The sequence below is a fragment of the Bacillus sp. FSL R5-0434 genome (genome assembly GCF_038004745.1).
Lineage (GTDB): Bacteria > Bacillota > Bacilli > Bacillales > Bacillaceae > Bacillus > Bacillus halotolerans.
Map to the genome: position 1 here is coordinate 4,115,581 of NZ_JBBORV010000001.1, position 21,249 is coordinate 4,136,829.

At 39.7% G+C, this 21,249-nt stretch carries 20 protein-coding genes and 4 pseudogenes; 14 read left to right on the plus strand and 10 right to left on the minus strand.

Going from position 1 to position 21,249, the window contains the following annotated elements; genetic code table 11:
* Nucleotides 1-133 precede the first annotated feature (133 nt).
* On the plus strand, nt 134-982 hold the full coding sequence (locus NYE43_RS21380) for a pentapeptide repeat-containing protein (RefSeq protein ID WP_103672073.1): 849 nt from the start codon (nt 134-136) through the stop codon (nt 980-982).
* A 79-nt stretch (nt 983-1,061) separates the two neighbouring features.
* Here NYE43_RS21380 and NYE43_RS21385 read toward each other — a convergent pair whose 3' ends face one another.
* A complete protein-coding gene (locus NYE43_RS21385; RefSeq protein WP_341062674.1) occupies nt 1,062-2,261 on the minus strand; it encodes an MFS transporter in 1,200 nt (399 codons plus the stop codon).
* 189 nt (nt 2,262-2,450) lie between these two features.
* Here NYE43_RS21385 and NYE43_RS21390 point away from each other — a divergent pair.
* The 3 genes and pseudogenes from NYE43_RS21390 (at nt 2,451) to NYE43_RS21400 (ending at nt 4,348) form a co-directional block, all read left to right on the plus strand.
* Nucleotides 2,451-3,346, plus strand: a pseudogene (locus NYE43_RS21390) (LysR family transcriptional regulator).
* Nucleotides 3,343-3,786 carry a GNAT family N-acetyltransferase gene (locus tag NYE43_RS21395; RefSeq protein ID WP_095712568.1) on the plus strand — a complete coding sequence of 148 codons (444 nt, stop codon included), beginning with the start codon at nt 3,343-3,345 and terminating at the stop codon, nt 3,784-3,786. The pseudogene NYE43_RS21390 and the gene NYE43_RS21395 overlap by 4 nt, the downstream one beginning before the upstream one ends.
* 82 nt (nt 3,787-3,868) lie before the next feature.
* A complete protein-coding gene (locus tag NYE43_RS21400) occupies nt 3,869-4,348 on the plus strand; it encodes a DUF2798 domain-containing protein (RefSeq protein ID WP_101859643.1) in 480 nt (159 codons plus the stop codon).
* A 58-nt stretch (nt 4,349-4,406) separates the two neighbouring features.
* Here the strand turns inward: NYE43_RS21400 and NYE43_RS21405 are convergent, their stop codons facing one another.
* Complete coding sequence (locus tag NYE43_RS21405; RefSeq protein ID WP_341062678.1) at nt 4,407-5,321, minus strand: LysR family transcriptional regulator; 915 nt, start codon at nt 5,319-5,321, stop codon at nt 4,407-4,409.
* A 121-nt stretch (nt 5,322-5,442) separates the two neighbouring features.
* Here NYE43_RS21405 and NYE43_RS21410 point away from each other — a divergent pair, with 121 nt between their 5' ends.
* Together NYE43_RS21410 and NYE43_RS21415 are read left to right on the plus strand one after the other, a co-directional pair.
* On the plus strand, nt 5,443-6,021 hold the full coding sequence (locus NYE43_RS21410) for a LysE family translocator (protein ID WP_024123540.1): 579 nt from the start codon (nt 5,443-5,445) through the stop codon (nt 6,019-6,021).
* Nucleotides 6,022-6,103: 82 nt separating this feature from the next.
* A complete protein-coding gene (locus NYE43_RS21415) occupies nt 6,104-6,481 on the plus strand; it encodes a VOC family protein (RefSeq protein ID WP_024123541.1) in 378 nt (125 codons plus the stop codon).
* Between the two features lie 121 nt (nt 6,482-6,602).
* Here the strand turns inward: NYE43_RS21415 and NYE43_RS21420 are convergent, their stop codons facing one another.
* Nucleotides 6,603-7,265: an MBL fold metallo-hydrolase gene (locus NYE43_RS21420; RefSeq protein WP_101859640.1), complete on the minus strand. Its 663-nt coding sequence runs from the start codon at nt 7,263-7,265 to the stop codon at nt 6,603-6,605.
* A gap of 30 nt (nt 7,266-7,295) precedes the next feature.
* Here NYE43_RS21420 and NYE43_RS21425 point away from each other — a divergent pair.
* Nucleotides 7,296-7,487 (plus strand): annotated as a pseudogene (locus NYE43_RS21425) (winged helix-turn-helix transcriptional regulator).
* 105 nt (nt 7,488-7,592) lie between these two features.
* On the opposite strand, the gene NYE43_RS21430 reads toward NYE43_RS21425, so the two are convergent.
* Entirely contained in the window at nt 7,593-8,273 is a 681-nt protein-coding gene (locus NYE43_RS21430) for an ArsR/SmtB family transcription factor (protein WP_095712565.1), read from the minus strand.
* An 89-nt stretch (nt 8,274-8,362) separates the two neighbouring features.
* Here NYE43_RS21430 and NYE43_RS21435 point away from each other — a divergent pair, with 89 nt between their 5' ends.
* Nucleotides 8,363-8,986 (plus strand): flavin reductase family protein, encoded by a 624-nt coding sequence (locus NYE43_RS21435; protein WP_095712564.1) that lies wholly within the window; start codon nt 8,363-8,365, stop codon nt 8,984-8,986.
* Between the two features lie 461 nt (nt 8,987-9,447).
* Here the strand turns inward: NYE43_RS21435 and NYE43_RS21440 are convergent, their stop codons facing one another.
* From NYE43_RS21440 to NYE43_RS21450, 3 genes are all read right to left on the minus strand, one after another.
* The gene (locus NYE43_RS21440; protein WP_216394749.1) at nt 9,448-10,461 is read right to left on the minus strand and encodes an NADP-dependent oxidoreductase; all 1,014 of its coding nucleotides are present in this window, start codon (nt 10,459-10,461) and stop codon (nt 9,448-9,450) included.
* A 266-nt stretch (nt 10,462-10,727) separates the two neighbouring features.
* Nucleotides 10,728-11,477 carry an SDR family NAD(P)-dependent oxidoreductase gene (locus tag NYE43_RS21445; protein WP_341062682.1) on the minus strand — a complete coding sequence of 250 codons (750 nt, stop codon included), beginning with the start codon at nt 11,475-11,477 and terminating at the stop codon, nt 10,728-10,730.
* A gap of 58 nt (nt 11,478-11,535) precedes the next feature.
* On the minus strand, nt 11,536-12,111 hold the full coding sequence (locus NYE43_RS21450) for a TetR/AcrR family transcriptional regulator (protein ID WP_101859635.1): 576 nt from the start codon (nt 12,109-12,111) through the stop codon (nt 11,536-11,538).
* A gap of 466 nt (nt 12,112-12,577) precedes the next feature.
* Between NYE43_RS21450 and NYE43_RS21455 the strand changes: the two genes are divergently transcribed.
* The 3 genes from NYE43_RS21455 (at nt 12,578) to NYE43_RS21465 (ending at nt 15,141) form a co-directional block, all read left to right on the plus strand.
* A complete protein-coding gene (locus NYE43_RS21455) occupies nt 12,578-13,390 on the plus strand; it encodes a MerR family transcriptional regulator (RefSeq protein WP_024123548.1) in 813 nt (270 codons plus the stop codon).
* A 90-nt stretch (nt 13,391-13,480) separates the two neighbouring features.
* Nucleotides 13,481-14,170, plus strand: coding sequence for a DUF554 domain-containing protein (locus NYE43_RS21460; protein WP_198098276.1), 690 nt, complete (start codon nt 13,481-13,483; stop codon nt 14,168-14,170).
* Nucleotides 14,171-14,265: 95 nt separating this feature from the next.
* Nucleotides 14,266-15,141: an AraC family transcriptional regulator gene (locus NYE43_RS21465; protein ID WP_024123550.1), complete on the plus strand. Its 876-nt coding sequence runs from the start codon at nt 14,266-14,268 to the stop codon at nt 15,139-15,141.
* 298 nt (nt 15,142-15,439) lie between these two features.
* On the opposite strand, the pseudogene NYE43_RS21470 reads toward NYE43_RS21465, so the two are convergent.
* Nucleotides 15,440-15,520 (minus strand): annotated as a pseudogene (locus NYE43_RS21470) (hypothetical protein); the annotation flags it as partial.
* 55 nt (nt 15,521-15,575) lie between these two features.
* Here NYE43_RS21470 and NYE43_RS21475 point away from each other — a divergent pair.
* Nucleotides 15,576-15,683: pseudogene (locus tag NYE43_RS21475) on the plus strand (DUF255 domain-containing protein); the annotation flags it as partial.
* A 63-nt stretch (nt 15,684-15,746) separates the two neighbouring features.
* Here NYE43_RS21475 and NYE43_RS21480 read toward each other — a convergent pair.
* Complete coding sequence (locus NYE43_RS21480) at nt 15,747-16,583, minus strand: helix-turn-helix transcriptional regulator (protein WP_010332646.1); 837 nt, start codon at nt 16,581-16,583, stop codon at nt 15,747-15,749.
* A 103-nt stretch (nt 16,584-16,686) separates the two neighbouring features.
* Here NYE43_RS21480 and fabF point away from each other — a divergent pair, with 103 nt between their 5' ends.
* Together fabF and NYE43_RS21490 are read left to right on the plus strand one after the other, a co-directional pair.
* A complete protein-coding gene (gene fabF / locus NYE43_RS21485; protein ID WP_341062688.1) occupies nt 16,687-17,919 on the plus strand; it encodes a beta-ketoacyl-ACP synthase II in 1,233 nt (410 codons plus the stop codon).
* Nucleotides 17,920-18,085: 166 nt separating this feature from the next.
* A complete protein-coding gene (locus NYE43_RS21490) occupies nt 18,086-20,155 on the plus strand; it encodes a thioredoxin domain-containing protein (RefSeq protein ID WP_341062690.1) in 2,070 nt (689 codons plus the stop codon).
* On the opposite strand, the gene NYE43_RS21495 is transcribed toward NYE43_RS21490, so the two are convergent.
* Nucleotides 20,152-21,051: a CPBP family intramembrane glutamic endopeptidase gene (locus NYE43_RS21495; RefSeq protein WP_341062691.1), complete on the minus strand. Its 900-nt coding sequence runs from the start codon at nt 21,049-21,051 to the stop codon at nt 20,152-20,154. The genes NYE43_RS21490 and NYE43_RS21495 overlap by 4 nt on opposite strands.
* Nucleotides 21,052-21,249 lie beyond the last annotated feature (198 nt).

Sequence of the window (21,249 nt, forward strand, 5' to 3'; positions counted from 1 at the left end):
GATATATTATACATTGTTTGAGGGGTTGATCATGAAAAAATAAAATGAAAAGTATACCTATTTCCTATATAATGCAAACAGCACGAACAAAACCTATATTTTACAAAGTTCCCGAGTGAAGGGGTGAACGATATTGTCTGTGGAATTCACATTACATAACAATAGACAGCATGATATAAGCGCAGATTGCCAACATTGTTTTGGCCTGTGCTGTGTTGCCTTGCCTTATGCGAAATCGGCCGATTTTGCTTTTGATAAAGATGGCGGAACGCCTTGCCGCAACTTAGAATCAAACTATCAATGTGCCATACATGAAGCTCTTAGAGAAAAAGGATTTCGAGGCTGCTCAGCTTATGAATGCTTTGGCGCCGGTCAAAAGGTATCCCAAATTACTTATGAGGGAAAGGATTGGCGAAAAAACCCGGAATCCGCGAAAGAGATGTTTGACGTTTTTCCAATTATGCAGCAGCTGCATGAGATGCTTTGGTATTTACATGAAGCTCTTTCTATAGAGGCAGCCAAGCCGATTCACCGTGAGCTGCGGGCTTGTTTCGAAAAGACGGACAAACTCACCAGGCTCAGCGCGGAAAACCTGCTGAACCTACATGTGTCCGAGCATAGAGCTGAGGTTAATGAATGGCTGTTAAAAACGAGTGAGCTGGTGCGTGCCCAAGCCCGCAATCAAAAACTCCCGAAAAAAATCAGCCGGGGAAGCGCCCTGATCGGCGCGAAACTGAAAGGGCTTGATCTAAGAGGAGCAAACTTCAGAGGAGCACTGCTCATAGCAGCCGACCTGAGACATTCTGATATGAGAATGACAGATTTCATCGGCGCTGATCTCAGAGATGCTGATTTAAGCGGAGCTGACCTGACAGGAAGCATTTTTCTAACGCAGGCACAAGTGAACGCTGCAAAAGGCAATCCCCGCACAAAGCTTCCGCCTACTTTAAAGATCCCGGCCCATTGGAACAACAGCCAATAAGAAAAGGACCCGCCAGAGGTCCTTTTTTTGTCACCATCATTTCAATTTACTGCCTGCACCTCAGGACATGTCAAATCAGTCATAGCGTGCTGCCTGACACGTTTTCACTCCTTGCCAGAAATACCGACAGCACGAAGGCAAACAGCAGCATGAACGTGATCATACCGACGACACCCAGCCAATGAAAAGCAGACCAAAACACGCCGCCGACTGTTCCGCAGATACTTGAACCTGCGTAATAAAAGAACAAATACAGCGATGAGGCCTGCGCCTTGTTATGCAGGGCTCTCCGTCCAACCCAGCTGCTGGCGACTGAATGCCCTCCAAAGAAACCAAAGGTAAAAAGGGCAATCCCCAGAATTTTTACTGCTAATACGCCGTTTAACGTTAATAATGCACCTGCGATCACGATAAAAATATTCATCATCAGTATTTTATGATAACCGTATTGATCGACCATTCTTCCAATAAAAGACGAGCTGAAAATCCCGACAATCATCACAATAAATATCCAGCTGACAAACGCTTTGTTAAAGGAATACGGCGGCGCTAACAGCACATACGCAATGTAGTTGAACAATGCAACATTGCTTCCGAGAAGCAAAAAACCAATGAAGAACAAGCTTAACAGTTTCCGGTCCTTCAAGTGGCTGATTAAAGACATTCCCAACTGACCGATCTCAAGTTTTCTCGACGTAAAATGGGTCGATTGAGGCAAATTCATAAAAAATATCATACTCGCTATCAAACTGATCACACCAATTGACCCCATCGCTATATGCCAAGTAAAGTACTCACTCAAGAGCCCTGAAACAATCCTTCCAAAAACGGCGCCGATCGCGTTTCCGCTGATATACAGCCCCATCGCCGACCCAAGGCTTCCGGGTTCAATTTCTTCTCCAAGATAAGCCATCGCAATCGAAGGGAGACCAGCGAGCGCAATCCCTTGAATGATTCTCAATACGAGCAGCGTATGAAAATTCGGGCTGAAGGCCGACGCCAGACAGAGAACGGATGCGGCCAGCATGGATACAGCCATAATCGGCTTACGTCCCCATACCTCTGACAACGAACCGAAAACAAGCATGCTGACAGCTAAGAGCATTGTTGTAGCAGATAAAGAAAGACTCGCTGTTGTAGGGGTCACATGAAACTCCCGCGTAAATTCCTCCATAAGCGGCTGTACACAATACAGAATGGCAAATGTATTAAAACCTGCAGCAAAGAAAGCAAACGTAATTTTACGAAAAACCGGTGTGCCTTTTTGAATGTATGTCATCGGGACTTTATCTGCCCCTCACCATTTTGTTGAAGACTGCACTCCATAAACACCCATCCTTTATTTCTTGCGATTTCAAACATCCTCGAGTCTGTTTATACATTTATCTTAGCACCGTTGATATATGTTGTATAATGCATAATAAATATCCAATTCATGCTTAAATGTAATGTAGGAGGTGTTGACGATTTGGAATGGGAACAATTTGAATATTTTCAAACACTGGCCCGCATGGAGCACGTCACGAAGGCGGCACAAAGTCTGTCGATCACACAGCCTGCGCTTTCACGCTCAATCGCCAGACTCGAACACCATTTAGGCGTCCCGCTATTCGACAGGCAAGGACGTTCGATTAAACTAAACAAATACGGAGAAATATTTTTAAGACGCGTTCATGACATGATGAAGGAATATACCGAAGGGAAAGAAGAAATCCAAGCTTTGTTACAGCCTGACCAAGGCGAAGTGTCTCTCGGTTTTTTACATACATTAGGAACAACGCTGGTTCCCGATTTAATCGGCAGCTTTCAGCAGAAATATCCCGACATTACCTTCCAGTTGAAGCAAAACCATTCATATTGGCTGCTTGAACGATTAAAATCCGGAGATCTGGATCTCTGTCTCCTTGCCTCCATCAAGCCTGAAAAGCTGATCCGCTGGATACAATTATGGAGCGAAGAACTGTTTGTATTTGTGCCAAACAACCATCCGTTATCTCATCGAGAAAGCATTGCACTGACCGAAGTCGCCGATGAGCGTTTCATTTTATTGAAAAAAGGATATGCGCTTCGCATGACGGTTGATGAATTGTTTGAGAAAGCGGACATTCAACCGAACATTATGTTTGAGGGTGAAGAAGCAGCCACTGCGGCAGGTTTTGTGGCAGCCGGTCTTGGCATATCCATTCTGCCCGATCTTAAAGGGTTAGACCAAAGCAAAATCACAAAAATTCGTGTCAGCTGGCCGGAATGTCAGGCGTCATAGGAATCGCCTGGATAGAAGGCAGATTTTTATCCCCGGTGGCAGAGACCTTTAAACAGTATGTCATCAGCCATTTTTCTGATAAAGAGGAGAATCAATCATGAATGTGAAGAGAATAACGACAGAACATGATTTACATACAGCGTTTGACATCAGAAAGACAGTATTTGTTGAGGAACAAGGCTGTCCAGTTTCCGACGAGTTCGATGAGTTCGATACACTCCATGGGGATTGCCAGCACATTCTGGTTTACCATGAACAACAGCCGGTCGGCACAGCGCGTGTGCGTATCGTTGATCACGCGGGCAAACTGGAAAGAATCTGCATTCTGAAGCCCTATCGCAAATTCGGGTTGGGGAAAGTGATTGTCGCTGAGTTAGAACGTATTGTGAAAGAAAAAAGCATTTATACATGTAAACTGCACGGTCAGACACAGGCAGCAGGTTTTTATGAAAAGCTCGGCTATCAGACAGCATCAGAGGAATTTATATTGGATGGCATTCCGCATGTGCTGATGACAAAAGAAGACGATTCCGGCCAATAAATTGTTCACAAATTTGTCACTTATGAGCATGTGTGATTCATTGGTATACTAATCACCGATTATTGAGAGAAGGATTGATTGTATGCCAGCAAATAAAAAAGAAGGCCTTATCTTTGGCGTGATGATGTGCTTTGGAATGGTCTGCGTCATGTCGATTTACAATGCAGTGATCAACGGAGCCATTCGTGATTTTTCATGGGTTACAGCTTTTGAGATGATCATTGGATTTATTGTAGCGTTACTGTTAGATTTACTTTTAGTCGGACCGCTCGCAAGAAAAATGACATTCAAAATGCCGTTCGACAAGTCTAAGAAATTATATATGGTCCTTGCCATGTCGACTTGTATGGTGGTTGGTATGGTACTTTGCATGTCTGTTTTCGGATTAATCACGGCAGCTTTGTCGAATGGACTTAACGAGAACAGCCTATTCAGCGCTTACCTTATGATCGTTCTGAAAAACTTTATTTTAGCCTACCCATTGCAATTATTAATAATGGGCCCTTTAGTCCGGGGCATTTTCGTAAAGTTTGTAAAACCCAAGGTTTCAGCCGCAGTTTGATGGATGACTAATATGAAAAGGAGTGAGCGTACCAACTCCTCCTTTTCCAACATCCTGTCTATTCACCGGACATACCAACGAGAGACTCCTGTTCAGATTCACCAAACGAATATAAAACAAGTTCAGCAAAAGCCTCTGCCGCCGGCAATTGCCATTTTTTCTTTTTGATCAGCATATGGGAATACAGCGGTTCGAAAGCTTCAGAATGACCAAGGATTTTCAGCTTACCGCTTTCCACCTCTTCTTTCACTGTCACATAAGGTAAAACAGAAAAGCCAAGCCCGCTCATGACCGTTTGTTTGATCGCTTCGATACTCCACAGCTCCATTGTTTGAACGTTGCAGATGTCATGCTTAACAAGATACCTTTCAAACATTGATCGATAGCTGCAGCCTTCTTCATTTGTGATAAAAAAATGGCCGCTGATATCTTGTTTATAATCATCAAAATGATCCGGTCCGTCATGACTGCCCACAAGGACAATCCTCTCCTCAGTTAAAGTATAATGAATGCATTTGTCCGGGCTAATTGCTGGATAGACCATAAAAGCAATATCCACCCGTCCGCTCAATAAATCTACCTGGTTTTCCCCGCATGTCCCATTGCTTAATATAATCTTCACATGAGGATATTTCAGTGAAAATTCCCTTATGATTGGCCCTAGTCTAGAAATCGTTAAAGACTCAGGTGCGGCTACCTTTAATACTCCCTTGATTTCATGAACACTCTTCATATTCTTGATCTGGTCGTGGGCAGAAAGTAAATCTTCTGCCAAAGGGATTAATTCTCTGCCTAAATGAGTCAGCTTTAGATTTCTTTTTTCATACGAAAATAAAGCGCCGCCGATCTCCTGCTCAAGCGCTTGGATATGAGTGGTGATCGTGGATTGCGTATAACCCAGCTTAGCAGCAGCTCCCGTGTAACTTCCCATTTCTACAATTGCTTGGAACGTGACAAGATGTCTGATCTCCATACGTTTTCCCCTTCTATCGAAAAAAATGATAATGCTTTTTTATATTTCAATTTTATTTATAGATATGACTATCATACAATAAAAACTGCCCAATATGACATTAGTAAATGAAGGTGATTCAATGAGTATTATAGCTTTTCTTTCGTATGTGATTTTGACATCCATTACGCCCGGCCCAAGTAACATCTTAATGATGAATGAAGCGCGAAGGTTTGGCTTTATCGGTTCGTGGCGTTTTAATAGCGGCATCTTATCGGGCTTTGCAGCACTGGGGATTCTCAGCGGTATATTCACAATAGGTGTATACAATTGGATTCCTCTTGTTGAGCCCTACTTCAAAATAGCTGGTGCAGTCTATTTGCTCTATTTGGCCTGGCAGATCGGTTTCGCCAAAGGCTCAAAGAAGGATTCCGGAGATACGCACTCTTCTTTTTTATCCGGTTTCATCTTCCAGATCATCAATATCAAAAGCGTTTTGTTCTTCTTAACATTGATGAGTGCTTTTATACTGCCGTTTCAGCATTCAATGACATCAATTATTTTTTATCTCTCATTGGCCATTTTTCTGGGCTGGTTCGCCCTGCTGCTATGGTCAGGGTTCGGCTCTGTTTTTAAAAAGCTTTTTGAAAAACACGATAAGGCATTTCGAGTCATCATGTGCTTGCTGCTCATTTATTCTGCGGTAAGTATCTTTCTTTAGTTAATCTCATCTGATACGAAAGCAGCTATGCAGGATTAATAATAGATTTAGTGAAATGTATACTTTGCAGGAGGGATCGTGAATGATAAAACGACTTGATCATTTGGTGTTAACGGTAAAAAGCCTTCAGGAGACAATCCGCTTCTACACCTCTGTTTTGGGAATGCAGGAAGAAACGTTTGGTTCGGGCAGAAAAGCATTGCGTTTTGGCAATCAAAAAATAAACTTGCATGAGGCCGGTCATGAATTCGAACCTAAGGCACAGCACCCATTACCTGGATCTGCGGATTTGTGTTTTATCACTGATGAACCTATCAATAAAGTAGTAGAACATCTCACGAAAATGAATGTCAATATAGAGCAAGGGCCTGTAAAAAGAACCGGCGCCCTTGGCCCGATTATCTCTGTTTATATTCGAGATCCCGATCAGAACCTCGTCGAAATATCAGAGTATCTTTAAATCTCCCAAAACATACCGAGTGTTTGGTATGTTTTGAGGGACTTATTCCTTCTAAAAACGATACTCAAAATAGTCTCACTCTTCTCCCCAACCAATTCATATTTACTGTTACAAACTTTCTTTAATCTCTATATTTTAAAACATACCTTTTATACAGTTCTTCGTTATAAAGAATGCTTTGTCCATGCGAAGAGCAGATAAGAGTTGGTTTGATTTCATCTATGATTGCGCCGCTATCTATATTCTCATTCATATCGACGCTGAATTTTCTGATAGGCGGGTGCAGCTCCTCCTTACTTGTAATAAAAAGGTCTCCCGATAATAAAATGTTATCTATTTCATGATGGTAGATAACATGCCCCGGAGAATGTCCGGGTGTTACATAGTATTGTATCGGCAAGTGAGTAAGTGTATGCTCCGTCAGCGGCCGGACAGTATGTGCTACCCTTGTGTTTTCGACGTCATTTTTGTTCGGATAAGGCGCTTCTCCATTTATATAAATCAGTTCTTTTTGATGGGCATAAATAGGAATGTCAAACTTCTCTAACCATTTTGCTGCACCTTGAATATGATCACTATGGCCATGGGTAAGCAGAATGGCTTTGGGATGACCAATTGCTAACGCTGCCTTTATTTGAGCATCTGCGAAACGTTCTATTCCTGTATCAATGATATAAACATCATCACCATCTTTAATAAACCAAATATGAACTGGGATATGAATCGGTATATCGAGTTCAAATTCACACTGATAGACATGTTCTGATATTTGTATTAAGTTCAAGCAAACCACTTCCTTTGAATATTTTTGTAAATGGCTTTACACATTGTTGGCTGAAAATGGAAAGGAATCATCATCGATACCCTGTCTCATCAACCGGTCAGGTTTAATGAACTGAAAAGATCAATACCGGGTATCACACAAAGGATGCTGACGTTGCAGCTAAGGGAACGGAAAACAGATGGTGTGGTGAAGACATCACAGGCTTTACGTCTCGAAACATAAGGAGATAAGCCACTTTATCACTTTGCGTTCCGCTACTCATATGAATATGGCACCCATCTGCTTTCTCCACTTTTGATGGAGGAAGTATGTTTTCCATTCAAAATCTTAGATACTCAATTTAAAGTATTTCTCAAATGCAGCTTTTCCGCTTTGTGTAACCTTAATAGCTCTAGTTTTAGGCATACGCACAATCCATTGCAGTTCTAGCATCCTGTCTAATAATGCATGTCCCAAAGCGCCTGCTAAATGATGCTGCCGCTCGCTCCAATCTAAACAGCAAAGCGCAAAAGCTCTCCTCTTATTTCTTTGTTTTTCTTCGTCGACTCCAAAATCCTTTAAAAACAAAGAGCCTTCTGAAGTGACCTCAAAGTGTAAATCCGTTTTTCGTAAGAAGCCCTGCTCGACTAATGAATGTGTCACTTGCACGCCGATATAACCAGCCAGATGATCATAACAGGTACGGGCAAAGTGTAAATCACTTTTTTCTTTTGAATCATTGAAAGACTTCACTTTTGAATCAGGCGAAATACTGAGCAATTGTTCGATCACTTTTGCAGCATCGGCGCTAGCCAATTTATAATACCGATGTCTTCCATGCTTCTCTACACTGATGAGCTGTGCTTCAAGTAATTTTTGCAGGTGAAAGCTCGCAGTTTGAGGCTTGATTTTAGCGAAATATGCAAGCTCTCCAGCAGGGTGTATTCTTCCATCCATAAGGCTCAAAAGAATAGAAGAACGCGTGGGGTCAGATAGTAACGAAGCAACCTTTGCAATATTAGGATTCATCATTCTCCTCCTTACATTCATATTTCGATGATAGTTGAAATGTTAAACCTTTACAATATGAATAAATAATGATTAGGAGGCATTAAGCGTTGAACAGTGAAAAACAAGACACCCTTCATTTTAAAGAAATCAAACCAAACATTATGTACTATGGCACGTCAACATTCCTTCTTTCCACTTTGAATGAAGATGGAACCACCAATATTAGTCCGATGTCTTCCTCGTGGGCGCTTGGAAACTATATTGTTCTGGGAGTAGGACTAGGAGGAAAAGCTATTGAAAATATAAAGAGACACAAAGAATGTGTCATTAACTTGCCCAGCCCCGATTTATGGAAAAACGTTGAAAAAATTTCGTCTTTTAGCGGAAAAAAGAATATCCCGCCTTTGAAGAAACAGCTCGGGTTTACTTACAAAAAAGAGAAATACGAAGCGGCAGGGTTAACACCTTTACCATCAATGACAGTAGCACCAACAAGAATTAAAGAGTGCCCTATCCAAATAGAAGCAGAAGTGAAACATATTCGGATACCAGATTACGAACCATCATTTGCGATTGTGGAAACACAAGCTTTACATTTTCATGCCGAGGAAAAGATCATATTGAACGACAACCACATTAACCCTTCAAAATGGAGTCCGCTTATTTATAATTTCAGACACTATTTTGGTTTAGGAAAAGAAATAGGAAAAACCTTTCGTTCGGAAACATGACTCATTTTGTCCTGCATTTTGAAGAGTTTTTGGTTGATGTGCTGCGATATACCTCAAATTTTTCAGAACTAAATGTTTTTTAAAATAAAGCCTATAAATGCTTCACAAGATATCGGCACTAACAGAGTTTAAAGCTATAAGTTTTGAAGAAATAAAAAAAGAAGCTGCCTTAGTTGTCGCTTCTTTTTTTATAGGCAAAACGTGTCATTGGTGATATGTCTGTTAGAGCAAGCACCTGTCTCAATTTCATTCCAACAATTTTTATAAGAAACAATTGAAATGTCTAGTTCTCCATGTTTTATCATTACTGATACAGGACTCCGGCTTGCTGAAGTTTTTCTATGATCTGACCTGGCTTTTTATCTTTTCCATTTGTTTCTTAATCAGCAGAACTCGCGGTTTGTTTCAAAATCCTTTACATAAATGATCTCAACTTTTTGACTGCTTTCTTCATATTCCTCTTAAAATTGAATAATCACTTTCCCTTTTGGTCGTCCATTTGCGACTAGTTTTAGTGCTTCGTTTACGTTGTCTATGGTAAATCGTGTTGGATGAATTGCTGGAACAATGTTGTTTTCTTCAATGATTTTGGTAATCTCTTTAAGTTGTGCGCCGTCAGAACGAACGAAGATAAAATGGTATTCCACGTTTTGTTTCTTGGCTTTGCGGTCAAACTTTGCACCAGCAAGGGAAAATAGCATTTGTTTCCACGATGGGAAATTTCGGTCTTTTCCGAAACGTTTATTTGGTCCTGTACGGAGAGAGAGCAATCTTCCGCCCGGTTTGATAATACTCAATTCACTGTCAAATTCTTTAGGTCCCAGTGTATCCATCACGTAATCCACATTCGACAACAAGTCAACATAGTTTTCTATTGCATAATCCAAATATTGGTCTGCACCCATTTCCAAAGTGCGTTCGCGCGCTTCTGAGCTGCCACTAACAATGACATTTAGGCCCATTGCCTTTGCAATTGGTACAGCCATTTGACCAAAGCTGCCTGATCCACCTGGAATGAAGACAGATTTACCTGACTGTGCCTCAAGTTCTTCATGCAGACCTTGATACGCTGTGAGTCCAGCCAGTGGTGCAGCAGCGGCTTCCACGTAAGACAAATTTTTTGGCATGGGTGCAATTGCAGCAGCGTCAATTGCGGCATATTCCGCAAAAGCACCAATTTTTTCGAGCGGGAGACGTGTATAGATGGCATCTCCTACGTGAAATTCCGTCACTTTTTTTCCGACTTTTTCGATAACTCCTGTCAATTCATTACCAAGCGTTAATGGGAACTCATAATCTTGAATCAGTTTCACGCTGCCTGTAATAATTAACATTTCCAGTGGATTGACCGCCGCAGCTTTGACCTTTACCAAAACTTCATTTTCACCGATTTCTGGAATTGGAATGTCATTGATTTGGGCATAGATATTTTTTGAGTACTTGGTGATCTGAGCTGCTTTCATGAGTGTTTTCATTTTTTATCAGCATCCTCTATCATATTACATATATTGGGTTTTTACCTTTTTGTATAATTGTTTAGGCGGAGGGGAATCTTATTCCTATTTTAACCCGCCACCTAAACCATAAAGAGTTCACTACATATCCTATTTATTCATTAACATTAGTCATTTTTAGAACGATCATTCTCAAATGATTAAATTTTTTAAAACCGCTTCTGTAAACAAATGTTTCTCATCCTCCAAGTGGCAGTGATATAGAGTATCGTTATATAGGTTAAATATTACATCTCTAGAATCGGATAGATTTGATCTCTTAATTTAAATTCATAGTTTTCGTCTACAATACCTACTGCTTGATTACGATCATAAAGCTCCATCATAAAACTCGCCACTTGCTCAACTGTGTGGTACATCGGGATATTTGCTTTGTAATCAAATTCTTTCGTATCAGATGCATTTTTCATGAATTCTGTTTCCGTGATTGCTGGTGCTAAAACTTTCACCTTCATTTTCGCACCTTTGCGTTCCAGTTCTTTTGCAAGCCCTTCTGTAAATGCACTAACAAAGTATTTAGATGCAGAATACGTAATACTGCCAACAGCAATTGCATACCCGAGTGCTGATGATACGTTAATTAACTGAGTTCCTTCTACATCAGAATAATCACGTACAAATAGTGTAGAAAGAATCGTTAAGGATTCTACGTTGACACGCAACATGGTTTCCACTTTCTCTAAATTCTGATCTGTGACAGAAGAGGATTCACCAAGCCCGGCATTATTAATCCAAGTCTCAATTTGATATTCCTTTAAATTGTCATACAGTGTATATGCCTGATCTGTGACAGATAAGTCACTTGTACGAATAATAACATCCAAATCAGGATTAATATTGTGAATTGTTGATTTAAGCTCTTCTAATTTATCTAATCTTCTAGCTACAATAATTAAGTTTTTGCCGCGAGCAGCAAACGCTAATGCTGTCTCATATCCTATGCCTGAGCTTGCTCCTGTAATAACTGTGTACTTCATATGATTCTCTCCTCAAAAACATATTTTTTTATTAATTCTCCATATCACAAAATATATCTCAGTCTAGCGTTGACAAAGTCAAATCGATAATGGCTTCAAATTTATCCTTATCATTTGTCGTTTTTGCTAATACTCGTACCCCTACGAGTGAATTATGAATGAATTGAGAAAGCCCTTTGATGTTATAGTGTTTAGGAATTTCTCCTTTTTCTTGACCATGTTTTAGCAGATCAAATAATAAGGCTTCCGTATTTATAAAAATCTCTTTAATTTTCTTAGCTACTTCTTCATCTAGCAGGGATAATTCAACTGCTGTATTAACAGCTAAACATCCTTTTGGCAGATTTTCTTCTGGATCAATAACCATTTCAAATATTTTTCTTATAGTCTGCTTAACCGTTAAATCAGCTTTCACCTCATTCTTCATTCTCATTTCCATTACTTCTACAAAGTGACTTAAAGCTCTCATAAATAAAGTATGTTTGTCACCAAAAGTATCATAGATACTTCTGCGGTGAACCCCCATATGGTCCACCAAATCTTGCATGGATGTTTTTTCATAACCCTGTTCCCAGAAAAGCTCCATCGCTTTTATTAATGCTAATTTTTCATCAAATTCTTTATTTCTAGCCATGTAATCCCACCTTATAACGTATCATCTATTAACACTGATAAAGTACTGAGAATCATTGATGCACTAGGGCAAAATAACTTTATATCATTCATCTCTCCCTATTCTTAAATAATTAAAGAACGATCATTCTCATTTGAGAAGAAAACAGTTAGACCTAACATGTGTTAAGTATATCAAATTTAAGAACGATCGGTAAAGAATTTAGAATTCATCCTGTGTTTTATATATTTTTTAAGGCCAAGGGCAAAAACTTTAAAATTGTCTAGGTGTGCTATTACCTGAATTTTAACGAATATCACTCCTTCTTATTTCTACTCAAATCAAATAAAGAATAGATATAATATTTATCAACTCAATCTTGATTATGGCCGTCTATATAGGGAAAACTTTACCTTTAGGGTTACTGCATCATATATAATGTGGATGTACATAAACAGACAGCTTTAATAACAGAGAGGTTGTTAGGATGAAGGAATTTTTCTCTATTGGAGAAGTATCTAAGTTATTCAATGTAAACGTACCTACTCTTAGGTATTATGATGAAATTGGTCTCTTAAAACCAGAATTTACAGACGAACATAATAACTACAGATATTATTCTACACAACAATTTGAAAGATTGAGTACAATCAAGTACCTGAGGACATTAGGTTTGCCAATAAATAAACTACTTGATTTTTATGATTCTCTTGAGGTAGATACTCTGATTCACTTGCTGAAAGACCAGCAAACTGAAATCGACCGAAAAAAGAGGGAATTGGCACGCATTGAGAGAAAGATCTCTCGCCGCATTAAACAAATGGAAGACGCAGTTAATATGCCGCTAGAAGAAATTTCAAAAATTAAACTTCCTGAACTGCGTGTGGCGTATTTACAACATGAATATATTCTTGGTCAAGATATTGAGTATCCGGTAACAGAATTGAGAACTAAGTTTAAAGTCCACAAAGATCTATTTTTAGGGAAAGTAGGATTATCCATTTCAGCAACAAATATAAAATCAAATCAGTTTGACCGATATTCCAGTATATTTATGGTTCTGGAAGATGAAGATGAAATACATTCACCTGAAATCACTTTCCCCTCAAGAGAATATCTGCAAATTAGATTTAAAGGGTCACATTCAGAAGCAGCAAAATACTACGAAATGTTACTTACATATATGAAAAAGCATCATTATGAATTGGCTGGCGACTCAATCGAAATAACGCTGATTGATTATGGGGTAACTAATAATCCAGACAATTATGTGACTGAAATACTTTTGCCAATCAAATAAATTTAATTAATGGCTGTTACATACACTTGACCCTCAAGTAACTTGAGGGTTTATTTTTTTGAAAGGAACTATTATTGGAGGAGATAGCCTATGTTTGGAACAATTTTTAACACAGTTATGATCATTGCAGGAAGCTTAATTGGAGGTATATTCAAAAAAGGAATGAAAGATGAGTACCAAGAGATACTTATGCAGGCAATGGGATTCGCCGCAGTTGGACTAGGGATCAACGCCTTTACACAGCATTTGCCTTCTAGTAAATACCCAATTCTTTTTATTGTCAGTTTAGCTATTGGGGGATTGATTGGTCAGAGCATAAATTTAGAATTAAGATTTAACAATTTAGTCAACAAGTTCTCCAAAAGCAATTTAGCCGAAGGCTTATCAACTGCAATCTTATTATATTGTATAGGCTCGTTGTCAATATTAGGCCCTGTTAACGCTGCTCTGCACGAAGATTATACTTATCTCCTAACAAACGGTATATTAGATGGGATCACTTCCATTGTTCTCGCTTCCACATTTGGTTTTGGAATAGCAGCATCTGCGGTTGTATTATTTACCTGGCAAGGCTCAATATATTTATTTGCAAAATTAATGGAAAGTGCATTAAATACAGACCTTATTAATGAAATCACAATTGTCGGCGGTGTATTAATCCTTAGTTCGGGGTTAAGTATACTGGGAATTAAAAAATTTAAAACGTTGAACCTCCTGCCATCACTGTTGATTCCGCCTATTGTAATGTTAATTATTCATGTATTTGGATTACCATTTTAAATCCTTAATCTACAATTAACCTGCAAAACTGTGCACGGAATGTCGGGTAGAAACATTTCACCCCTGTTATTCTTTTGTTAAAGGAGGTCAAATAAATGGATTTGCTTAAAAGTATGAATAAAGCATTAAAGTATATTGAAGAAAACCTCACTAATGATATTGATTTTAAAGAAGTAGCAAAGCTTGCATTCTGCTCTGAATATCATTTTAAAAGGATGTTTTCCTTCCTTTCTGGTATTTCATTATCCGAATATATTCGTCGCAGACGTCTTACTCTTGCAGCTTTTGAACTTAAAGAAAGCAATGTAAAAGTGATTGACATTGCAATAAAGTACGGATATAACTCACCAGATTCTTTTGCACGGGCATTCCAAAATTTGCATGGCATAAAACCATCAAAAGCCAGACTTAATGGCCATTCACTTAAAGCTTATCCACGTATGACCTTCCAGTTATCAATCAAAGGAGGAAGTGAAATGAACTATCGCATTGAAGAAAAAGAAGCATTTCGCATCGTTGGCATTAAAAAAAGAGTTCCTCTTATTTTCAAAGGGGTTAATCCGGAAATTGCATCCATGTGGGAAAGTTTAGATGAAGAAGCAATAAATACACTTAAAAAGCTTTCTAATGTAGCGCCTTTGGGACTCATTAGTGCTTCCACGAACTTTTCTGAAGGCCGGACCGAGGAGAAAGGAGAGCTTGATCACTATATTGGCGCAGCCACAACGAAACAGTGTCCAAATAACCTCTCACAGCTTGAAGTTCCTGCCTCAACATGGGCTGTATTCGAAGCAATCGGGCCATTTCCGGATACACTGCAAGAAGTATGGGGACGCATTTATTCTGAATGGTTTCCATCGTCAAATTATGAACAAATAGAAGGTCCAGAAATACTGTGGAACGAGCATAAAGATATAACATCCCCTTCTTTTAAAAGTGAAATTTGGATACCGATCTTAAAAAAAGAATAAGTTTTACGATAATTAAAGAGGAATTGAAGGTTCTTTATGGAAGCAAACAATTAAAGTCATCGCACACATGATGAGTAACTATAAGGTTTTTTCAAATGATATATACAGAAAATAAAAACATACCAATATTCTTTATTTGGTATGTTTTTTTATAATGCAGCGTCTGCTTTTCATTCTGCAAATTAAGAGAACATTATCTTTATGTCATTCAGGACTTGTATTTGGCCACTGCATATTTTTATTGAAGGGATTATACCATATAATGCACTTTAAATTTTTAAAGGTGAAAAATTGTACTTTAGTAATCCCTTTTGTTTCCCTTCTTCACATATTCCCAATCACGTTCTACATTTTTCCTGACTCTGTAGAGAGAAGGTGATCCCATGCCAAATAACAATAAACCCAATAGATTAATCGCTGAGTAATCACCGTATTTGCTTCAACACGCCCACAACCCAGTAGACTGGTACCCGTGGGGAGAAGAAGCCTTCGAAAAAGCAAAACGTGAAAATAAGCCGGTTCTCGTATCTATTGGGTATAGCTAACCTTGGCTATTCTAAAGAACATTGTCATTTAATGCACATTAGGAAATGAATTTCTCATAGCTAGCCTTCAATTAAACGTTTTAACTTAAGCTCAGTTTCAGTATCCTCAACTGGAGTATAGACGCTGCATCTTAAATCAGTATCCCCATGCACCTGTAATGAAGTAAGATTAAACAACATTTTACCTACCTTAGCATGACGAAACTCAATTAATACTTCAGGAGCAGAGCTTATCTCATTTTCATTCCAAATTTTACGAAACTCGGGATATGCCTGTTCCATTTCTTGTATAAATTGCTCATACCAGTCATCAGCCACATACTGTCCATAATACGTTCTAAATATTGCGATATATCCTCTAACAAAATGCTCCCAATTCACTGCTAAACTTTTAAATTCCTTTCTTGCGAATAGTAAGCGTATTATATTCCTTTCTGCCGGATTGATTTGTTCAAAATCCAAAAATACATTAGCTGCTGCTTGATTCCACCCAACAATCTGACTTCTTCTATCTGATATAATCGTTGGGCAATAACGAAGTTCCTGCAACATTTTTACTAAAGCCGGACTGATTTCCTTCTCCTTCTCATTTATAAAGGGTTGTTTCACTCCTTCCTCTAACGCTAGAGCATACAAATATCTCCTTTCATCGTTATTTAATTGTAATGCTCGAGAAATAGCATCTAATACCGAAGTAGATACTTTTATATCTCTGCCTTGTTCTAACCATGTATACCAAGTAAGACTTACACCGGCTAGTTGAGCCACTTCTTCTCTTCTTAGTCCTGGTGTTCTTCTGCGGGTTCCTACAGGTAAACCAACCATTTGGGGAGTAATTTTCGAACGTTGGTTCTTTAGAAATTCTGATAAAGCTTGAAGTCTTGTTTCAGGTTTCATTAAGATCTCCCTTTAAAATAGTATTAATTATACTAGGATAAACAACAACTTGTAATAGGATAACACAATAGCTAAAGTTAATAAAAACGAGGAGGGAATGATCATGAAAAGAGTTGTCATTACTGGAATGGGAGTTATTTCTCCACTAGGAAATGATGTAAACAGCTTTTGGAATCAACTAGTTAAAGGACACTCGGGAATATCTCTCATTGATTCTTTTGATACTGCTGATTATAAAACAAAGATAGCCGGAATCGTTCGTGATTTCGATGCAGATGAAATATTGGGGAGAAAAGAAGCAAAACGATTAGATCGTTTTAGTCAGTTTGCCTTAGCAGCAGCCGAACAAGCATTAGAACATTCACAATTACAGTTAGATAATGTTGATCTTGAACGTTTAGGGGTATATGTTGGTTCAGGAATCGGAGGCATACAATCACTTGTTGATAATGTGAATGTATTAAATAAACGAGGTCCCGCGAGAGTAAGCCCTAGCCTTGTACCAATGATGATTTCAAATGCAGCTGCGGCCCAGATAAGCATAAGATTAGGAGCACAAGGACCATCATTATCACCAGTCACAGCCTGTTCAATCGGGAATACCTCTATTGGTGAAGCTTTCAATGCTATCCGAAATGATGAAGCAGATATTATATTTGCCGGTGGAGCAGAAGCTGCAATCACACAGATATCTTTGGCTAGTTTTGGAAACGCCCATGCACTATCTACAAGAAACCAAGATCCAAATCGAGCCAGCCGTCCGTTCGATACAGATAGAGATGGCTTTGTTATGAGTGAAGGCGCAGGTATCTTAGTATTAGAATCATTAGAAAACGCTATTCTTAGAGATGCGCCGATATTATGTGAAGTAGTGGGGTACGGAGCTAGTTCAGATGCTCATCATATGGTAGCATCACACCCAGAAGGTAAGGGTGCCTACTTAGCCATGAAAAAAGCATTGAGAAGTGCAAATATATCAACAGGTGAAATTGATGTTATTAGTGCTCATGCAACAAGTACACAAGTAGGTGATCGTTCTGAAGTTCTAGCTATTAAGAAATTATTTGGTGAACATTCACGTGAAATTCCAACAACTGCTAACAAGTCAATGACTGGGCACATGCTTGGTGCTGCTGGCGGAGTAGAAGCAATTGCTTTAGTGGAAAGTTTGAGACAAGGAATTATTCCGCCAACTATTAATGTAGAGAATCAAGATCCAGATTGCAACTTAGATGTTGTATCAGAAGCGAGACACCTTCCATTGAAATATGGGCTATCAAATTCTTTTGGTTTTGGAGGACATAATTCAGCAATCGTGTTAAAGCATTACGATTGAAGACCCATCTTTATAGTTCAAAGGTGAAATAATGGATCTATCAAGGGTTTATAGCCCTTGGTTTTCATTCTGGAATCACAGACAAATCATGACGTGCCTTAACTTCTGGTATATTAAATAGAGGAAAGAGAATACTTAAAAAAACATTTAGAAAGAAGGTGATCCCATGCCCACTAACAATAAACCCAATAGATTAATCGCTGAGAAGTCTCCTTATTTACTTCAACATGCCCACAACCCCGTAGACTGGCACCCCTGGGGAAAAGAAGCCTTCGAAAAAGCAAAACGCGAAAACAAGCCGGTTCTGGTCAGCATCGGCTATTCAACATGTCATTGGTGCCACGTCATGGCTCATGAAAGCTTTGAGGACGAGGAAATCGCCCGCCTTCTTAACGAACGTTTTGTTGCGATTAAAGTAGATCGGGAAGAGCGACCTGATGTTGATTCTGTTTATATGAGAATCTGCCAGCTGATGACCGGACAGGGCGGCTGGCCGCTGAATGTGTTTATCACGCCTGATCAGAAGCCGTTTTACGCGGGTACATATTTTCCGAAGACCAGTAAATATAATCGTCCGGGTTTTGTAGACGTGCTTGAGCATCTTTCAGAAACGTTTGCGAATGATCGTGAGCATGTCGAGGATATTGCAGAAAACGCCGCTAAACATTTACAGACCAAAACAGCAGCTAAAACAAGTGAGGGGTTAAGCGAATCAGCGATCCACCGGACATTCCAGCAGCTTGCCAACGGTTTCGATACAATCTACGGCGGCTTCGGACAGGCGCCGAAATTTCCTATGCCTCATATGCTCATGTATTTTCTTCGTTATTATCACACGACGGGGCAGGAAAACGCTTTGTACAACGTCACGAAAACACTGGACAGCATGGCAAATGGAGGCATCTATGACCATATCGGCTATGGGTTTGCCCGCTATTCGACCGATGATGAGTGGCTCGTCCCTCACTTTGAAAAAATGCTGTATGACAATGCGCTCCTGCTGACAGCTTATACTGAAGCTTATCAAGTCACGCAAAACAGCCGTTACAAAGAGATTTGTGAGCAGATCATTACATTCATTCAACGGGAAATGACCCATGAAGACGGGAGCTTTTTCTCCGCTTTAGACGCGGATACAGAAGGCGAAGAAGGAAAGTACTACGTGTGGTCAAAAGAAGAGATCTTGAAGACGCTCGGAGAGGATCTCGGCACGCTGTATTGCAACGTGTATGACATCACAGAAAAAGGCAACTTTGAGGGCAAAAACATTCCCAACCTCATTCACACCAAGCGGGAACAAATCAAAGCGGATAGCGGCTTAACCGACGAAGAGCTCAGCCGCAAGCTTGAAGATGCAAGACTGAAGCTGTTAAAGACGCGTGAAGAAAGAACATATCCGCATGTTGATGATAAGGTGCTGACGTCATGGAACGCACTAATGATTGCGGGTCTCGCTAAAGCGGCAAGGGTATTCCAGGAACCCCAATACCTCACCTTGGCTGAAGACGCTATCACCTTTATTGAAAACAATGTAATCATCGACGGCCGGGTGATGGTTCGGTATCGCGACGGCGAAGTGAAAAACAAAGGATTTATCGACGATTATGCCTTTCTCTTATGGGCTTATCTCGACCTCTATGAAGCCTCGTTTGATCTATCATATTTAGAAAAAGCGAAGAAGCTGTCAGACGATATGATCGATTTGTTTTGGGACGAGGAGCATGGGGGGTTCTACTTTACCGGACACGACGCAGAAGCGTTAATTGTCAGAGAAAAAGAAGTGTACGATGGCGCCGTGCCTTCAGGAAACAGCGTGGCAGCCGTTCAGCTTCTGCGCCTCGGGCAAGTCACAGGTGATTTGTCGCTGATTGAAAAAGCCGAAACGATGTTTTCCGTGTTCAAGCCTGAAATCGAGGCATACCCGAGCGGCCACTCTTTCTTTATGCAAAGTGTGTTAAAACAGATGAATCCTAAAAAGGAAATTGTGATTTTCGGGCGCCCGAACGATCCAGACAGAAAACAGATCACAAGCGCGCTTCAAAAGGCCTTTAATCCCAACGATTCCATCCTGGTGGCAGAACATCCCGACCAGTGCAAAGACATTGCGCCATTCGCGGCTGAGTATCGCATCATAGACGATCAAACAACCGTGTATATTTGTGAAAATTTCGCCTGCCAGCAGCCGACAACAGACATCGAAGAAGCCTTACAAACATTAAAAAGCAGCAGGGATTAAACGCCTTGCTGCTTTCTTTTTGATCTCTTATGGTATTGTACAACGATAAACGCAAAGAAAAGATTAACGACAACCGTAAAGAAAGTCTCCCACATCGGATTTCCCCGTGTGATGGCAAATAAGGAAGGAATATCTCCATATACACTGTTTTTTTCAGTAATAAAAAGACATAAAAACATATTATTCGCGGCATGCACACCAAGTGAAATTTCAAGGCTGCCTGTTTTGACCGTATAATACGTTAAAAGAATCCCAATTGTTACATACTCAATGCCTGCCCAAAAAGCGCCATTACTCATTTCAGGATTGCCAAAGTGTACAGCCCCAAATAGACCGCCGACAATCAGCGTCAATACAAAAGGGTTCTTTATTACTTTTCCAAAAGCCTGCAATAAAAATCCCCTGAAAAACAGTTCTTCCGCAGAAGTCTGGAGCGGCACCAATAACAGAGATGCCACAAGCAGCCACAGAAAACGAGAGGCGTCAAAATCCTGAAAAGTGTATTTCGCCGGATGAATCGCATAATCAATCCCCTGGACCACAGCCATCAGCAAAAAATAAGCGAGAAAGCCAAAGAAAATGCTGCGCCAGCTGATTTTTGCATGCGGTGTAATGACTGACCGAAACGGGCGTTTCAGGATAAATCGAACAGCCAGCCAAACCCCAGGAATCGCAAATACATAAACGATATGAGCTAAAAACAGATCAGCCAAAGAATCGGTTAACATACCTGTATCCACATCAAACGCGATATGTGGACTTAAAAGTGCAGTCAATAACATCATAAAGACATAAACAATGCTTCCAAAAAAGAATAAGCCAACCATCACCAAAAAGGAGAAAAAATATCTCCACAATGTATTGTTTCCTTCTAGAGGACGGATAAATGAATTCATTCCTTCTATGACTCTTCCTTTCAATGAGAATATTACTATATATTTGCATAATTTGGTCTACTAATCTACTGTTTTGGAAATCTTTTAAGCAAAATTAAGGCGAAAAGTGTGAATTTAGTTCTTCCATCTAGTGATTTGAACTCTGTCCCCAATGAATCAAGATACTTATAATAATGCCAAGAGGGGAATGTTCAGTCT

Bases quoted from the DNA above. Each gene is read 5' to 3' on its own strand.
- NYE43_RS21385 (WP_341062674.1), bottom strand. From the start codon at position 2,261: ATGACATACATTCAAAAAGGCACACCGGTTTTTCGTAAAATTACGTTT.
- NYE43_RS21395 (WP_095712568.1), top strand. From the start codon at position 3,343: ATGAATGTGAAGAGAATAACGACAGAACATGATTTACATACAGCGTTT.
- NYE43_RS21400 (WP_101859643.1), top strand. From the start codon at position 3,869: ATGCCAGCAAATAAAAAAGAAGGCCTTATCTTTGGCGTGATGATGTGC.
- NYE43_RS21405 (WP_341062678.1), bottom strand. From the start codon at position 5,321: ATGGAGATCAGACATCTTGTCACGTTCCAAGCAATTGTAGAAATGGGA.
- NYE43_RS21410 (WP_024123540.1), top strand. From the start codon at position 5,443: ATGAGTATTATAGCTTTTCTTTCGTATGTGATTTTGACATCCATTACG.
- NYE43_RS21415 (WP_024123541.1), top strand. From the start codon at position 6,104: ATGATAAAACGACTTGATCATTTGGTGTTAACGGTAAAAAGCCTTCAG.
- NYE43_RS21430 (WP_095712565.1), bottom strand. From the start codon at position 8,273: ATGAATCCTAATATTGCAAAGGTTGCTTCGTTACTATCTGACCCCACG.
- NYE43_RS21440 (WP_216394749.1), bottom strand. From the start codon at position 10,461: ATGAAAACACTCATGAAAGCAGCTCAGATCACCAAGTACTCAAAAAAT.
- NYE43_RS21445 (WP_341062682.1), bottom strand. From the start codon at position 11,477: ATGAAGTACACAGTTATTACAGGAGCAAGCTCAGGCATAGGATATGAG.
- NYE43_RS21450 (WP_101859635.1), bottom strand. From the start codon at position 12,111: ATGGCTAGAAATAAAGAATTTGATGAAAAATTAGCATTAATAAAAGCG.
- NYE43_RS21455 (WP_024123548.1), top strand. From the start codon at position 12,578: ATGAAGGAATTTTTCTCTATTGGAGAAGTATCTAAGTTATTCAATGTA.
- NYE43_RS21460 (WP_198098276.1), top strand. From the start codon at position 13,481: ATGTTTGGAACAATTTTTAACACAGTTATGATCATTGCAGGAAGCTTA.
- NYE43_RS21465 (WP_024123550.1), top strand. From the start codon at position 14,266: ATGGATTTGCTTAAAAGTATGAATAAAGCATTAAAGTATATTGAAGAA.
- NYE43_RS21480 (WP_010332646.1), bottom strand. From the start codon at position 16,583: ATGAAACCTGAAACAAGACTTCAAGCTTTATCAGAATTTCTAAAGAAC.
- fabF (WP_341062688.1), top strand. From the start codon at position 16,687: ATGAAAAGAGTTGTCATTACTGGAATGGGAGTTATTTCTCCACTAGGA.
- NYE43_RS21490 (WP_341062690.1), top strand. From the start codon at position 18,086: ATGCCCACTAACAATAAACCCAATAGATTAATCGCTGAGAAGTCTCCT.
- NYE43_RS21495 (WP_341062691.1), bottom strand. From the start codon at position 21,051: ATGAATTCATTTATCCGTCCTCTAGAAGGAAACAATACATTGTGGAGA.